Annotated in this window: 14 protein-coding genes; 5 read left to right on the top strand and 9 right to left on the bottom strand. The window is 69.9% G+C overall.

The window, feature by feature from the left end:
• Positions 1-7: 7 nt before the first annotated feature.
• Genes AU197_RS18835 through AU197_RS18825 form a run of 3 tightly spaced genes read right to left on the bottom strand, consistent with a single transcriptional unit; the run spans position 8 to position 4,348 of the window.
• Complete coding sequence (locus AU197_RS18835; protein WP_064404285.1) at positions 8-2,572, bottom strand: multicopper oxidase domain-containing protein; 2,565 nt, start codon at positions 2,570-2,572, stop codon at positions 8-10.
• Positions 2,569-3,657, bottom strand: coding sequence for a DUF8744 domain-containing protein (locus tag AU197_RS18830; protein WP_064404284.1), 1,089 nt, complete (start codon positions 3,655-3,657; stop codon positions 2,569-2,571). The genes AU197_RS18835 and AU197_RS18830 overlap by 4 nt, the downstream gene beginning before the upstream one ends.
• Positions 3,650-4,348, bottom strand: a complete 699-nt coding sequence (locus AU197_RS18825) for a helix-turn-helix transcriptional regulator (RefSeq protein ID WP_064404282.1) — start codon at positions 4,346-4,348, stop codon at positions 3,650-3,652. The genes AU197_RS18830 and AU197_RS18825 overlap by 8 nt, the downstream gene beginning before the upstream one ends.
• A gap of 58 nt (positions 4,349-4,406) precedes the next feature.
• Between AU197_RS18825 and AU197_RS18820 the strand changes: the two genes are divergently transcribed.
• From AU197_RS18820 to AU197_RS18810, 3 genes are all read left to right on the top strand, one after another.
• On the top strand, positions 4,407-5,165 hold the full coding sequence (locus tag AU197_RS18820; protein WP_064404280.1) for a DUF2249 domain-containing protein: 759 nt from the start codon (positions 4,407-4,409) through the stop codon (positions 5,163-5,165).
• 24 nt (positions 5,166-5,189) lie between these two features.
• The gene (locus AU197_RS18815; protein WP_064404279.1) at positions 5,190-6,260 is read left to right on the top strand and encodes a phosphotransferase family protein; all 1,071 of its coding nucleotides are present in this window, start codon (positions 5,190-5,192) and stop codon (positions 6,258-6,260) included.
• A 162-nt stretch (positions 6,261-6,422) separates the two neighbouring features.
• A complete protein-coding gene (locus AU197_RS18810; RefSeq protein ID WP_064404277.1) occupies positions 6,423-7,352 on the top strand; it encodes a VOC family protein in 930 nt (309 codons plus the stop codon).
• Positions 7,353-7,360: 8 nt separating this feature from the next.
• Here the strand turns inward: AU197_RS18810 and AU197_RS18805 are convergent, their stop codons facing one another.
• The 4 genes from AU197_RS18805 to dprE2 are packed head-to-tail and all read right to left on the bottom strand — an operon-like array spanning position 7,361 to position 10,824.
• Positions 7,361-8,104 (bottom strand): cobalt-precorrin-6A reductase, encoded by a 744-nt coding sequence (locus AU197_RS18805; protein WP_064404276.1) that lies wholly within the window; start codon positions 8,102-8,104, stop codon positions 7,361-7,363.
• Positions 8,104-8,859 (bottom strand): precorrin-4 C(11)-methyltransferase, encoded by a 756-nt coding sequence (gene cobM, locus AU197_RS18800; RefSeq protein WP_064404274.1) that lies wholly within the window; start codon positions 8,857-8,859, stop codon positions 8,104-8,106. The genes AU197_RS18805 and cobM overlap by 1 nt, the downstream gene beginning before the upstream one ends.
• Positions 8,856-10,037: a bifunctional cobalt-precorrin-7 (C(5))-methyltransferase/cobalt-precorrin-6B (C(15))-methyltransferase gene (locus tag AU197_RS18795; protein WP_064404272.1), complete on the bottom strand. Its 1,182-nt coding sequence runs from the start codon at positions 10,035-10,037 to the stop codon at positions 8,856-8,858. The genes cobM and AU197_RS18795 overlap by 4 nt, the downstream gene beginning before the upstream one ends.
• A 28-nt stretch (positions 10,038-10,065) precedes the next feature.
• Positions 10,066-10,824, bottom strand: coding sequence for a decaprenylphospho-beta-D-erythro-pentofuranosid-2-ulose 2-reductase (gene dprE2 / locus AU197_RS18790; RefSeq protein WP_064404270.1), 759 nt, complete (start codon positions 10,822-10,824; stop codon positions 10,066-10,068).
• A gap of 35 nt (positions 10,825-10,859) precedes the next feature.
• On the opposite strand from dprE2, the gene AU197_RS18785 reads away from it, so the two are divergent.
• Complete coding sequence (locus AU197_RS18785; protein WP_064404268.1) at positions 10,860-11,285, top strand: F420-dependent biliverdin reductase; 426 nt, start codon at positions 10,860-10,862, stop codon at positions 11,283-11,285.
• A gap of 7 nt (positions 11,286-11,292) precedes the next feature.
• Here AU197_RS18785 and AU197_RS18780 read toward each other — a convergent pair whose 3' ends face one another.
• Positions 11,293-12,420, bottom strand: a complete 1,128-nt coding sequence (locus tag AU197_RS18780; protein WP_064404267.1) for a M24 family metallopeptidase — start codon at positions 12,418-12,420, stop codon at positions 11,293-11,295.
• A gap of 69 nt (positions 12,421-12,489) precedes the next feature.
• On the opposite strand from AU197_RS18780, the gene AU197_RS18775 reads away from it, so the two are divergent.
• Positions 12,490-13,446, top strand: coding sequence for a 5'-3' exonuclease (locus AU197_RS18775; RefSeq protein ID WP_064404508.1), 957 nt, complete (start codon positions 12,490-12,492; stop codon positions 13,444-13,446).
• 12 nt (positions 13,447-13,458) lie between these two features.
• Here AU197_RS18775 and AU197_RS18770 read toward each other — a convergent pair whose 3' ends face one another.
• A complete protein-coding gene (locus tag AU197_RS18770; protein WP_064404264.1) occupies positions 13,459-14,280 on the bottom strand; it encodes a DUF4333 domain-containing protein in 822 nt (273 codons plus the stop codon).
• Positions 14,281-14,325: the final 45 nt, after the last annotated feature.

The raw sequence follows: 14,325 nt of genomic DNA, 5'->3' as shown, positions 1-14,325 counted from the left end.
CTCGGATCTACCCGGGTTGCGCCGTGACCTCGATGATCCCGTGCGCGCCGCGTTCGGCGTCGACCATCGCGTGGGTGACGAACGGATAGCGCCCGGGCTGATCGAAGCTCAGCTCCACGAAACCGCCTTGGGCCGCTGATAATCCGAGGACCTGCGCGCCGCCGGGGCCTGGCCGCAGCCGGTAGTCGCCCTCGGCCCACACGGTGTCGAACTGGCCACCGACCACGTGGAAGGAGCTGGCGCGGTTCGGCCCGGCCGCCAGCACCCAGATCCGCACCCGCTCCCCGATCCGGGCGGTCAGCGGCGCGTGGTCGTACTGGTTGGCGTAGCCGTTGAAGACCACCAGGTCGGGCTTTTCGGCGACGACCTTGTCGGCGTCGACTTCGCCGCCGGGCGGACCGAGGTAGAACTCGGACTGCACGAGAAGGTATTCGCGGTCCACGGGTGCGAGGTCGGGCGGGTCGATGATCACCGCTCCGAACATGCCGTTGGCGATGTGCACCGACATCGGCATCGTCGAGCAGTGATACATCCACACGCCGGCACGGTTCGCGCCGAACCGGTAGACGAGGCGTTCGCCGGGTTGGATGGTGCGCATCGGCACGTCCGGGGCGAGCGCCCCGGCGTGGAAGTCGATCGAGTGCCCGATCGTGCCGTCGTTGACGAGGGTCACCTCGAAGACGTCGCCGACCTTGCCCCGCAGCGTCGGTCCGGGCGCCGAGCCGCCGAATGTCCACTGGCGCTGGGTGATTCCCGGCGACACTTCGCGCTCGACCTCGGTGACCGTCAGCGTGACGCGGTGGTTGGGCGTCGCGGCGGCCAAGGCGGCGTCACGCGGCACGAAATCCGGGCCGGCCGCCGCGGCAAGACTGCGCGCGACGTCGTCACCGGCGATCGACTCCGGTGCCGTCTCGTGGTGTTCCGAATGGTGGATTCCGGCCGCCCGCACCGACATGGTCATTCCCATCTGGCGGTGCCCGGCGATCGAGCACCACCCGTCGAGGTCGGCGCCGATCACGCCGGCGTCGAGGACGGCTCGCTCTCCCGGTGCGAGGCGGCCGGTCCTGGTGCCGTTCGACAGCACCAAGTCGTGGTGATCGGATCCGCCGTTGACGAGTGTGACCTCCAGCCGGTTCCCGGCGGGTACCGAGATGGTGTCGGGCACATAGCGCATGCCCTCGATGCGCACCTCGACCTGTGTCGTCTGCCCCGTCGCAGGCACCGATGCCGACGGCGCGGTCGCGACTCCGATCGCCGACGGGTCCGCGGCCACCGCGGCCGCTGCGGTGAGCACGACGACGCCCAGGCCGGCGGCCGCGACGCCGAGGCGATAGCGCGCCGGCGGCCCCGGCGGGGGCGGTCCCGGCGTCGACGGTGTATCGCGGAGCCTGCGTGCCTTCCACACCGCCCGCACCAGCAGCGGCAGGAATGCTGCATATGCCGTCAGCACCAACACCGACGCCGCCACCCGCAGCAGGCTCGGAGTCGGCAGTACACACAGCAGCAGTGCGAAGTTGGCGACGGCGAGCCGCCACGGTGCGCCGCGTTCCAATTCGATCGTCGCCGCGATGGAGGCAGCGCGACCGCCGACGACGATGGTGGTCAGGTAGCTCAGCGAGCCCAAGAGAACCTGCACCAGGAAACCCGCGAGCACGGACACGGTGAGCAGACCCGCCCGGTCGAGCAGTGCGGACCACGTCGGCGCGGTGGCGAACGCGAGCACGGCGTAGGCCAGCGACCCCACCAGCCACACCACACCGGCCAGCACCGACAGCGTCGGGAAGGTGCTCGGCCGCTTACGCCGCAATTCGTCGAGATGCGGCCACAACACATAGAGCGTGGCCGTCAGGTAGCCGAGCGCTCCCGCGGCGGTGAGAAGTGGTGAGCCGACAAGCGCTCCCGCCCCGGCGATCGCCAATCCACCTGTGAGAGGGGCCAACCCGCGGCGGGCGGCGACCTCGACACCGTCGGCCATCCGGGTGCGCAGCATCGTCGGCCACAGCGTGACCAAGGTACCGAGCACCGAGAGCCCGAGCCATCCGAACAGGTTCACCGCCGCGTGGGCGATGACGATCCGGTCGTAGGTGGTCCCAGGTAGGGCCGGGTTCGCCATCGCCACGCCCAGCCCGGCGCCGATCGAGAGCAGCACGGCGGCAGCGACGTAGTAACGCACGGTGTCGTCGAAGCGCGCCGGCAGTGCGCGCCGAAGCTGGCGGATCAGCGTCACGCAGTGGGCCAGCGCGACGGCGCCGACGGCAACCCCGCCGGTCAGCACCACCGGCCACATGCCGGTGGGCACGCCCGTGACCACCGCCACCGCCCCCGCGTTGAACACTGCGATGCGCCACGCCTGCCCGGCTCGCGACGAGTCCGGCGGACGCCGCAGCAACGCATCGGTGAAATGGCGGCTCCAGATCAGGATCGCATTACCGGCGGCGCCGAGACCGAGCAGATGGATCAGCAACCAGCCGGACACCGGCAGGGACCGGTGCACGAGGGCGACCACGACAAGTGCTGCCAGCCAGGCGAATACGACGGTGCCTACTCGCAGATGCCATCGTCCGCGGTTCATGCCGGCACCCCGGTCGGCCGACGCGTCGTCGCGGCATGAACCGCGATCCCGGCGAAGGCGAGCACGGCCACGATGTTGAGTACTCCGCCGGCTTGTAGCGCCCACTCGACACCGCGTACATCTCCGATGACCGTCCGCAGCAGCAGCGATGCGTGCAGCAGTGCCACCGGGCCGTACATCAGCGGCGTGTACGGCACCGGGACGCGCAGCACCGCGGGCATGATGACCGGTGCGTGCGCCATGATCATCGACAAGACGAATCCGAGCATCACCGCGTGCACGACCGCGTCGTAGCCGCCGGAGCGCACCGGACCCACCACCAGCCACGCCAGGCCGGAAACCGCCAACCATCCGTACCCGGCCAACAGGCACACCGCCATGTAGCGCGTCAGGCCCGTGGTGTGAACGGTGCGCCTGGCGACGTCGAATCGCAGCAGCCAGCCTGTGATCGCCAGTACCGCGGCGCCAAGAAGCACAGAACCTGCTGTCGGCCAGATTGTTTGAGCCACCACCCCCACGACCAGCGCCGCCGTTGCCGCGAGGAGGGCAACTTCGGCGCGGGTGCCGAGCATCGCCACCCGCGCCAGTTCGAGGCGCTCGCCCGCGATGGTCAGGATCAGGAACCCGGCCAGCCAGCCGAGTAGCTCCGAGACCGGCACGCCGGCCGCCCACAGCAGAGCCGCGCCGGTCGCCAGGAGCGCGCCGGCCGCCTGCACCAGCACCGCCACGTCCCAACTGCGCCGCCACAGCGGCACATAGACCGCCACGAGCAGTCCGGCTCCCGCCAGCAGGGCGAGGTCGGCCAGGCGTCGCGGCGCCGGACTGACGAGCAGAACGGCGCCAAGACCCAGGAACCCCGGTGCGAGGTAGCACCACCGCCGGCCCGAGGCGACCGCGCGTTCCACCGCGATCACGGTGCCCACGAACCCGAGCACCAGCAGAATCCCGTGCACGTCGGCCAATCTCGCGGTGCCGATCGGGGCCGGTAGTCCGAGTTGCAGCAGCCCCGCGTCCAGCCCGGCCAGCAACGCGAATCCGCCGGGCACCAGAAACAGCGCGCGGGCGGGAATCCGTCTCTCAGCCATGGTTTTTCACCACCGGATCGGGAAGGAACAACCGGCAGGCGCCGGGCTCGGCGAACGGGATGAGGTCCAGGCCGGGCCCGGTCGGCGCGTCGATGCTCTGCAACAACCCCTCGACGATGCCGAGGTGGACCTGGCAGACCACGCTCGGATAGCGACGGGCCGCGTCGAGCAGCGGACAGCGGCGCAGCGCCACCCCGCGCTCGGCGCCCTCGTCGTCGGGGGCGAAGCCCAGCCGGGCCAGCGCTTCGAGGACCGCTTGGCGCGCATCACCGTCGGTGCGTGCCGCCTCGTCGGCCAGCTCGCGACCCCACTCGATGCCGGCGGCGCGAGCGTCGCGTTCGGGGTCGGGGCTGGTGCGGGCGAGGTGTCCGGCGAGGGCGGTGGCAAGACCCGCGTAGTCACGGACCCGAACCGCGGGGTCGGCCGCCGAGGGCCGATACAGCGCCGCGGGCCGGCCGCGCCCGGCGGCGGGTTCGGTGGCGCGCTCGACGAGGCCGAGGTCGACGAGCGCGTCCAGGTGCTCGCGGACGGTGTTCTGGTGCAGCGACAGTTGGGCCGCCGCATCGACTGTTCGGATCGGGGCGTGGGCCCGCACGTGCTCGAGCACCCTCAACCGCTGCCCCGACAAGGGCACCGGACCGGTCGCCGACGGTGTCGGCGAGGGCCCCAGGGGCGATCCGGTATTTACCACGGAAATTATTGTAGTAAATTGCTGGGTGTAGGACCAGCACAGCCGAAAGGAATCCATCATGACTGTCAACGAGCTGATCGTCGCCACCACACCCGCGGACGCGGAGGCGGCCGAGACGGTCAAGAATCACCACGCTGAGCTGGCCGGATACCTCACGGCGCTGACGGAGGCGATGGTGTCGGCGGCTGAGCGCGGCGCCGGCTTCGACGCGGCGCGCGCCGCGGCCGTCGAATTTCTGACCGGCGAGTTGCTGCCACACGCCAGAGCCGAAGAGGCCCGCCTCTACCCGGCCGCCGCCCACACCGAACGGGCCCGGCCGCTGATCGAGTCGATGATCGCCGCGCACCGCGTCATCGGCGACCTGGTGGACCGGGTTCGCACCGAACGCTCACCCGTGCGTGCGGCCGCGGCGGGGCACGCTCTGCGGGTCGTGTTCGAGGCCCACCTCGTCGACGAGAACGACCGGATCCTGCCGATTGTCGCCTCCGACCCGGAAATCTCGCTCGCCGATTCCCTCGACGGAATGCACGAACTGATCGGCGGCGACCACCATGCCGAAGGCGGCCACAGCTGCGGTTGCGCAGCCGACGCCGAAGAGCCCGTGCTCGACGTACGCGACGTACCGCACTCGATTCGGCACGCCACGGTATTCGGCGCATTCGACGCGGTTCCTGTCGGCGCCAGCATGGTGCTGGTCGCGCCTCACGATCCGGTGCCGCTACTGCACCAGCTGCACGACCGCACCGCCGGCCGGATCTCGTTCGACTATCTCGAACGTGGGCCCGAATCGTGGCGGCTGCGCCTCACCCGACTCTGACCCGAGGGTGTTAATGTCCGGCGCGTGACATCCGCACTCGCCATTCCACGGGGGCCCGAAGATGTAACGCCCGCGTGGCTCGGATCGGTGCTGGGAGCTGACGTCGACACGGTCGCGGTCACGCCGATCGGAACGGGCCAGACCGGCGCCACCTATCGAGTGTCGGCGACATACGGCGCGGACACCGACCTGCCCGCCTCGTTCGCGATCAAGCTGTCGGCGCAGGACGACGCGGTGCGGGAGCGGGTGGCGCTGGGATACCGCTCCGAGGTCGAGTTCTACTCGCTGATCGCCGACCGGATGCGCATCCCCGTCCCGCGCAGTTTCCATCAGGACATCTCCGAGGACGGCACCGACGTCGTGCTCCTGCTCGCCGATATGGCGCCCGCGGTACAGGGCGACCAGATCGCCGGGTGCAGTGTTGTCGAGGCGCAGCTTGCCGTCGAAGCGCTGGCCGGACTGCACGGCCCGAGTTGGTGCGCGCCCGAGTGGATGGACCTGTCCGCCATCGTCATGCCCAAGCCCGGCGACACCGAGGCGGCCAAGGGCATGGGTGACGTCTGCAAGATGGCCGCCGACATCGTGATCGACCGCCTTGGGTCCTCGATAAGCCCCGAGGACCAGGAAACACTCTCCGCGGCAATGGCTTCGGTCACCGACTGGCTGATGGCCGAGCCAGACCGTTATGCATTGATGCACGGTGACTACCGTCTCGACAACATGCTGTTCGACCCCGACCACACCCGCATCACGGTGGTCGACTGGCAGACCATCGGTATCGGCCTGCCCGCGCGCGACCTGGCGTACTTCACCGCGACCAGCCTCGACCCGACCGTGCGCGCGCAGATCGAGCGTGACCTCGTCGAGCGCTACCACCGCGCACTGATCGGATACGGCGTCGGCGACTACGACCTCGAAACCTGTTGGAACGACTACCGCTTGGGCGTGGTGCAGGCACCGCTGCTCGTGGCGCTCGGCACGGCGTTCGCGACGTCGACCGAGCGCGGCGACGAGATGATGCTGGCGATGTTGAGTCGCGGTTGCCGGGCCATCCGCGAACTGCAGACCCTGGAGCTCATCGCGTCCTACCGGTAGGCCAGCGGATGCAGTGAGAAGTCGCTGCCCACCCGTGGCACCGCGGAGTCCGTATGAACGTTCTCGGGCGCTGCGACGTTGAAGTCTTTGGGATCGCTGGATCGAGGGCATCAGAAACCTTCGCCATTTGACGCAGACTCCCCAGACTTCTCGAGGAGCACCATGGCATTGCACGGCTTGGCCAAAGCCACCATCGGCGTACCCAACGTCGACGAAACCGTCTCCTACTACACCGAATTCGGCCTCACGCACCGCGGGGGCGGCGTGTTCGCCACCCGCAACGGCGGTGACCAACTGGAGATCAGGCATTCACCGAGCCGCCGGCTGGTCGAGCTGACCGTCGCGGCCGACGACGAAGACGACATCGCGCGCATCGCCACACGGATAGCCACCTTCGGCGCCGAGGTCCTGTGCTCGACGGTCATGTGCTCGACGTACGAACCCGTCACCGGCACGCGGGTCACCGTTGAGATCCGGCCCCGGGTCGTCGTCGAACCGGCTGTCGCTGCCACCGCGTACAACGGCCCGGGACGCATCGACCGTTGGGGCCGCGCACCTTTCATCGCTCGGCGGGGACCGGTACAGCCGAGCAGGCTCGGTCACGCGGTGATCGGTTCCGTCGACCTCGAAACGACGATGCGGTTCTTCGTCGACGGCCTGGGATTCAAAATCAGCGACTACATGGGAGACAAAGCCGCATTTTTACGCTGCTCCGTCGAGCACCACAACCTGCTGGTCATGGCTGCGCCGGTCAACTTCATGCATCACACCAGTTGGCAGGTGGACGACATCGACGAGGTCGGCCGCGGCGCTCAAGCGATGCTGGAGGGTCATCCCGAACGCCATGTCTGGGGTCTCGGGCGCCATTACGCGGGCGCGAACTTCTTCTGGTATCTGAAGGATCCGGCGGGCAACTTCTCGGAGTACTACTCCGATATGGATACCGTCCCGGAAGACGAACTGTGGAGCCCCGAGGTGCTGCACGGTCTGCAGGGCCTCTACGCCTGGGGGCCGCCACCTCCGCCGTCGTTTCTCGAGCCCGAGGACCTCGCCGCCTTGATGGTCGGCGCCCATTCTGCTGCGCGGCAGTGAGCCGGCGGTCAGTCGCCGGCCGCTGCCGTCCGAAAAGCCGTGACCCAGTCGACCGCCTCGTCCACCGTGGCGACGCTCGTCACTCCCGCCGGCAGGGGTGGCCGCTGCACCATCACCACCGCGACCCCGAGCGTGGCGGCGGCATCCAGCTTGGGTCGCGTCATCGACCCGCCGCTGTTTTTGGTGACCAACGCGTCGATGCGGTGCTCACGCAGCAGGGCCAGTTCGTCGTCGTAACGGTACGGCCCACGCGACAGCACGACCTGATGACGCAACGGCAGGTCCTCGACATCGGGTGCGGTGACGGCGCGGATCAGAAACCAAGCCTCGACGTCCCGGAACGCCGCTGTGCCAGACCGGCCGGTGGTCAAAAAGACCCGCTGAAATCCCTCGGCGGCAACGACCTTCGCGGCCTCACGATCGTCTTCGACGAGGATCGCGTCACCGGTGGGCCAAGCTGGACGCGCCAACACCAGGTGCGGCAACCGTAGCTCGCCGCAGACGACGGCGGCGTGGGCGGACATCGTGGCGGCGTACGGGTGCGTGGCGTCCACGACGGCGTCGACCTGTTCGTCGCGCAGCCACCTCCGCAGGCCGTCGGTGCCGCCGAACCCGCCCACGCGCACCTGGCCGACGGGCAGCGCGGGGTCGGGTACCCGCCCGGCGAGTGAGCTGATCACCTCGAAGTCGGGGTGTAGCCGCGAGGCGAGCGCGCGGGCCTCCGAGGTGCCGCCCAGCAACAGGATTCGCATCAGTGCCGCCCCCGCCGAACCCGCCCCGACGAGTACAGGTAGCTGTCGGCGAACTCCTCGGCCGCCAGCACATCGCCGGCGACGATGACCGCGGTGCGAGTGATTCCCGCCGCCTTGGTCTGCGTGGCGAGATCCTCCAGCGTGCAGCGCACCACCTGCTGCTGGGGCCACGACGCGAATGCGACCACCGCGCAGGGCGTTTCGGGCCGATAGCCGCCGGCCAGCAGCTCGGTGACGATCGTGTCGATCTGCGCGGCGGCAAGGTGCAGCACCAGGGTGGCGCCGGGCGCCGACAGTGTCTGCAGGTCCTCCCCCGGCGGCATCGCGGTCGACAGGGTGGCCACCCGGGTCAGGGTGACCGTCTGCGCGACGCCGGGAACCGTGAGTTCGCGGCCCAGCGCGGCGGCGGCCGCGGCGAATGCCGGGACACCGGGGACGATTTCGTAGTCGATTCCGAGATCGTCGAGGCGGCGGCACTGTTCGGCCAGAGCGCTGTAGATCGACGGATCGCCGGAGTGCAACCGCGCCACATCGAGGTTCGCGGCGTGGGCGTCGGAGAGTTCGGTGATGATCTGGTCGAGTGTCAACGGCCCGGTGTCGACGACACGCGCGTCCGGCGGGCACAGCGCGAGCAGGTCCTCGGGCATGATCGAACCGGCGTAGAGGCAGACCGAGCAGCGCTGCAGCAGTCGCTGCCCGCGAACGGTGATCAGGTCGGCGGCACCGGGGCCGGCGCCGATGAAGTAGACGGTCATCGCTTGGTCACCGCCCACTGCGTGACGGGCATGGCCGGGCGCCAGCCGGTGAAGCCGCCGAGCGGTTCGCCGCGGTGGTGCTCGAAGCGCCGGAGCTCACCGCCTTGTCGGGAATACCATTGGGCGACAAGCATTTCTGACTCCACCGTGACGGCGTTCGCGACGAGCCTGCCGCCGGACGGCAAGTGGTCGAAACAGGCTTCCAGCAGGCCGGGTTGGGTGATGCCGCCGCCGATGAAGACGGCGTCGGGTGCCGGGACGGAGTCGAACGACGCGGGCGCATCGGCCTGCACCTCGACGCGGACGCCGAATGCGACGGTGTTGTCGGCGATGCGTTGGCGGCGCCGCTCGTCGCGCTCGAATGCCACCGCGCGGCAACCAGACCCGCTGCGACACCATTCGATCGCGATGCTGCCCGATCCGGCCCCGACATCCCAGAGCAGTTGTCCCGGGCGCGGTCCCAGGGCGGCCATCGTCACCGCGCGCACCGGTTGTTTGGTGAGCTGCCCGTCGTTGGCGAACAGGTCGTCGGGCAGCACGCCGAGACGCCGCTCGTCGGGCAGGTAGCGCACCGCGACCACGTTGAGGTCGTCGACGTCACCGGGAGGTCGCGCCGCCCACTCCCGTGCCGTGGCACTCCGGCGCCGCTCGGCGGGGCCGCCCAGTTGCTCGAGCACGCTGATCTCGGAGTCGCCACGGCCGGTGTCGGTCAGCAGACGCGCCAGCGCCGCGGGAGTGGAACGATCGCGCGACATGACGACGGCCTGCCCGCCGCGGCGCACCGCGGTGTGCGGTTCGCTCGATACCAGGCTGATGACCTCGGTGTCCTGCACCGACCAGCCCACCCGCGAGCAGGCCAGGGTCACCGACGACACGTGCGGCAGCACCGCGACCCGGTCCGCGCCGTACAGCCGGATCAGCGAGTTGCCGACACCGTGCAGTAGTGGGTCACCGCTGGCCACCACGTGCACGTCACCCTCGGCCCCGTCGAGCAGCGTCCGCAGCGCGGGCAGCATCGGTGACGGCCACTCCCGGCGCGCAGCGGTGACGGTGTCGTCGAGCAGCGCCAATTGGCGCCCCGAGCCGTAAATCACGGTGGCCCTGGTGAGTTCGGCCTTCGCGACCGGCGACAGTCCGGGCATGCCGTCGGCGCCGATGCCCACCACGATGATCGTCATCGCCACCCTCTGCTCTTCGCGCAAGCGCTCATCGCCGCAACCTCCGCCACACGAACCGCGGCGTCATCCGGAACGCCAGCGCCAACACGGCGAGCGACGCGGGCACCCACACCGTGGAGCGGCCCTTACGCAGCGCGCGGACGGTGGCGTCGGCGACCTGGCCCGGTGTGCTGGACAGCGGCGCGGGCGTCATGCCCTCGGTCATCCGCCCGATCACGAACCCCGGCCGAACCACCAGCAGCTGCACCCCCGAGCCGTGCAGCGCGTCGGCGAGCCCGCTGCAGAACCCGTCCAGCCCGGCCTTCGCGGACCCGTAGACGTAGTTGGCGCGTCGCACCCGAACGCCGGCCACCGACGAGAACGCGACGATCGCCCCGGCGCCCGCAGCGCGCATCGTGTCCGCCAGCACGGTCAACAGGCTGACCTGGGCGACGAAGTCGGTGTGCACGATCGCCGCGGCGTGCGCGGGATCCTTCTCCGCGCGGGCCTGATCGCCGAGGATGCCGAAGGCCAGCACCGCGGTGTCGATCGGGCCGTGTTCGGCGACGATCGACTCGACGAGCGGCCCGTGCGAGTCCAGGTCGTCGGCGTCGAACTCGCGCACGTGCACGGCCGCGGCGCCCGCCGCGCGAACAGCGGCCACCTCCGCCTCCAGCTCGCCGGAGCGGCGCGCCGCCAGCAGCACCGCCGACCCGGACGCCAGGCGCGTGGCCACCTCGAGGCCGATCTCGCTGCGCCCGCCGAAGACCACGACCAGGGGCGGACGGGAGTCAGCCGTGTCTGTCATGGCTGCGATTATGTCCTGCGCTACGGTGAAGCTCGATGGCCCAGTCCAGTCGCCGGGCAACCACCCGGCTCACCACCGACGCGCTCGCATTCCTGTCCGAGCGTCATCTGGCGATGCTGACGACCCTGCGTTCGGACAACTCCCCGCACGTCGTCGCCGTCGGTTTCACCTTCGACCCGACCACCCACATCGCCCGCGTCATCACCAGCGGCGGTTCGCAGAAGGCCGTCAACGCCGAGCGGCAGGGTGTGGCCGTGCTGAGCCAGGTCGACGGTGCGCGGTGGTTGTCGCTTGAGGGCAAGGCCACGGTCAACACCGATCCCGACGCCGTCCGCGACGCCGAACTGCGCTACGCGCAGCGGTACCGCACACCGCGCGTCAACCCGAAACGCGTCGTGATCGAGGTTCGTGTCGAGCGGGTGCTGGGCTCCTCGGGGCTGCTGGACCGCGTCGCCGACTGACCGCGAACTAGGTGATCGGCACGACCACCAGCTCGTGTGGCCGGCGGTTCACCGGCTCGGCCCCCTCGCCGGTGACGATCACGATGTCCTCGATGCGCGCGCCCCACTCGCCGGGAAAGTAGATGCCCGGCTCGACGGAGAACGCCATGCCCTCCTCGAGGGCGAGCGTGTTACCGGCGACGATGTAGGGCTCCTCGTGCACCGACAACCCGATGCCGTGGCCGGTGCGGTGCACGAAAGCGTCGGCCAGACCCTCGCCGGCCAGCACGTTGCGGGCGGCGGCGTCGACCTGTTCGGCGGTGGCCCCGGGCCGGACGGCCTCGACCGCGGCCCGCTGGGCGCGCTGCAGCACCGCGTAGCGACGCGAGACCTCGGCATCCGGTTCGCCGATGCTGTAGGTACGGGTGCAATCGGAGTTGTAGCCGGGCTCGTACGGCCCGCCGATGTCGACGACCACGATGTCACCGGCGCGCAATTCGCGGTCCGAACATTCGTGGTGCGGGTCGGCCCCGTGCGGCCCGGAACCGACGATGATGAATGCGACTTCCGAATGCCCCTCGGCGACAATGGCTTCCGCGATATCGGCGGCGACGTCGGCCTCGGTGCGGCCGGGCACCAGGAAGTCGGGGACCTTGGCGTGGACCCGGTCGATGGCCGCCCCCGCCGTGCGCAGCGCGTCGATCTCGGCCGGGTCCTTGATCATCCGCAACCGGCGCAGCACGTCGGTGGCCAGCACCGGCACCGTTCCGAGGACCTCGGCGAGCGGAAGCAGGTGCAGTGCGGGCATGGAGTCGGTCACCGCTACCGCCGGCGTCCCGCCGCCCAACGCCTCGCCCACAAGCGCGTACGGGTCGTCGCCGTCGACCCAGTCGCGCACCGTCAAGCCGAGGTCGGGCACCGCCGACTCCTTGAGCGCGGCCAACTCCAGCCGAGGCACCACGATGGTCGGGGCGCCGTCGGCCGGCAGCACCAGCGCCGTGAGCCGTTCGAAGGTCTGCGCGCGGGAACCGACCAGATAGCGCAGGTCATACCCCGGCGTGATGACCAGGCCCGCCAAGCCGGCATCGGCGGCGGCGGACGCGGCGGTACGCAGCCGGGAGGCGTAGACATCGGTGCTGAATCGGTTGGCCGTCATGGGATTCAGGCTAATCCGCGCCCGGATAGCCGACGACGGGGCTCGTCGACCGCGCTACTGTCAGTGACCGTGGCCGCTCCCCTCGTTCTGCTCGACGGCGCCAGCATGTGGTTTCGCTCCTATTTCGGGGTGCCCAACTCGATCACCGCGCCGGACGGGCGCCCCGTGAACGCGCTACGCGGCTTTCTCGACGCCATGGCGACGGTGATCACCCGCGAGCGCCCCGGCCGGCTGGTGGTGTGCCGCGACGACGACTGGCGACCGCAATGGCGCGTCGACCTCATTCCGTCCTACAAGGCGCACCGCGTGCTCGAGGAGAACCCCGAGGGTGAGCCCGACGTCGAGGAGGTGCCCGACGACCTCACCCCCCAGGTCGACATGATCTTCGAGATCCTCGACGCCTTCGGCATCCCGACCGCGGGCGCCGCCGAGTGCGAGGCCGACGACGTGTTGGGCACCCTGGCGGCGGCCGAAGAGCGCGATCCCGTCGTGGTGGTCAGCGGGGATCGCGACCTGCTGCAGTTGGTGCGCGACGAACCGGTCCCGGTGCGCGTGCTCTACCTCGGCCGCGGACTGGCCAAAGCCACCAAATGGGGTCCCGAGGACGTGGCCGAGACGTACGGAGTACCGGTGGAGCGGGCGGGTCCGGCGTATGCCGAACTGGCTCTGCTGCGCGGTGATCCGAGCGACGGACTGCCCGGCGTGCCCGGCATCGGAGAGAAGACCGCCGCGACGCTGCTGGCACAGCACGGCTCGCTGGAGAAGATCCTCGCTGCGGCGAACGACCCGAAGTCGAAGATGAGCAAGGCGCACCGGACCAAGCTGCTCAAGGCCGCCGACTACATCGAGGCGGCGGCCCCAGTGGTCAAGGTGGCCACCGACGCCGAACTGGACTGGTCGACGCCGAACGACACGCTGCCGCTGGCCGCCGAGCATCCGCGAAAGGTCGTCACACTCGCAGAGACCTACGGCGTCACATCGTCGATCGGTCGCCTGCAGAAGGCCCTCGACGGGCTCGACGGCTGACGGCGAGCGGTCCTACTTGGGCCTGCCGACCTCGTAGGTGCCCTTGTCGTCCTGGAAGGTCACCGTCACCTGGCGCTTGGTGCCGTCGATGCTGACCTCGCAGTTGAAGGTGCCGCCCTTCTCGACCGTCGGATTCTGGCCGTCATTGCACTTGACGTCCTTGACGTTGGTGGCGCCGTATCCGTTGGCCTCGTCGGTGAGAATCTGCTGCACCCCGGACTGCGCGGCGTCGATGTCGAGCTTGGTGGTGACGAAGAAGCCCGGCTTCCAGAAGCCCATGACCAGCACGACCGCGACGATGACCGCCGCCAGTAGGCCGATCACGCCGCCGATCACGGCCAGCGAGCGCTTCGAACCCTCTTCGGCGCCCGGGGTGCCGTACTGCGGGTACTGGCCGAACTGACCCGGCTGCTGGCCGTACTGGCCGGGCTGCTGACCGTACTGGCCGGCCTGCTCGCCGTACTGGCCGGGCTGCTGCTGATAGCCCGGCTGGCCGGGCTGTGCGTATGGCTGCCCGTAGTGCGGCTGCCCGTACTGCCCGGGCTGCTGATACGCCTGCGGGGTGTACTCACTGGGCTGCTGTCCGTACTGCTCACCACCCGGGTACTGCTGCGGCGGCTGATACGCCGGCTGCTGGTACTGCGGGTACTGCTGCTGGGACTGCGACGGGTCGTAGGCGGGCGGCTGCCAGCTGGGCGCCGCCTGGGTCGCATCGCCGCCCTGAGGTTGCCACGGCTGGTTGGCCGATGGATCGCTGGACGGCTGGTCCGAAGGCTGTTCCGGCTGCTGGCCTGGCCACGACTGCGTCGGATCAGATCCCTGCGGTCCGCTCATATCACTCCTTGTTCACCCGCGGCCGAGCCGCGAATACCTGGGCGT

This window comes from Mycobacterium sp. IS-1590, assembly GCF_001500025.1.
In the GTDB taxonomy this organism is placed as follows: domain Bacteria; phylum Actinomycetota; class Actinomycetes; order Mycobacteriales; family Mycobacteriaceae; genus Mycobacterium.
This window is presented reverse-complemented; position numbering and strand designations above follow the sequence as displayed.

What these genes read in the sequence shown, in the direction of transcription:
- AU197_RS18820 (WP_064404280.1), top strand. Translation starts at nt 4,407, where the DNA reads ATGACTGTCAACGAGCTGATCGTCGCCACCACACCCGCGGACGCGGAG.
- AU197_RS18795 (WP_064404272.1), bottom strand. Translation starts at nt 10,037, where the DNA reads ATGACGATCATCGTGGTGGGCATCGGCGCCGACGGCATGCCCGGACTG.
- cobM (WP_064404274.1), bottom strand. Translation starts at nt 8,859, where the DNA reads ATGACCGTCTACTTCATCGGCGCCGGCCCCGGTGCCGCCGACCTGATC.
- AU197_RS18810 (WP_064404277.1), top strand. Translation starts at nt 6,423, where the DNA reads ATGGCATTGCACGGCTTGGCCAAAGCCACCATCGGCGTACCCAACGTC.
- AU197_RS18835 (WP_064404285.1), bottom strand. Translation starts at nt 2,572, where the DNA reads ATGAACCGCGGACGATGGCATCTGCGAGTAGGCACCGTCGTATTCGCC.
- AU197_RS18770 (WP_064404264.1), bottom strand. Translation starts at nt 14,280, where the DNA reads ATGAGCGGACCGCAGGGATCTGATCCGACGCAGTCGTGGCCAGGCCAG.
- AU197_RS18780 (WP_064404267.1), bottom strand. Translation starts at nt 12,420, where the DNA reads ATGACGGCCAACCGATTCAGCACCGATGTCTACGCCTCCCGGCTGCGT.
- AU197_RS18805 (WP_064404276.1), bottom strand. Translation starts at nt 8,104, where the DNA reads ATGCGAATCCTGTTGCTGGGCGGCACCTCGGAGGCCCGCGCGCTCGCC.
- AU197_RS18830 (WP_064404284.1), bottom strand. Translation starts at nt 3,657, where the DNA reads ATGGCTGAGAGACGGATTCCCGCCCGCGCGCTGTTTCTGGTGCCCGGC.
- AU197_RS18785 (WP_064404268.1), top strand. Translation starts at nt 10,860, where the DNA reads ATGGCCCAGTCCAGTCGCCGGGCAACCACCCGGCTCACCACCGACGCG.
- dprE2 (WP_064404270.1), bottom strand. Translation starts at nt 10,824, where the DNA reads ATGACAGACACGGCTGACTCCCGTCCGCCCCTGGTCGTGGTCTTCGGC.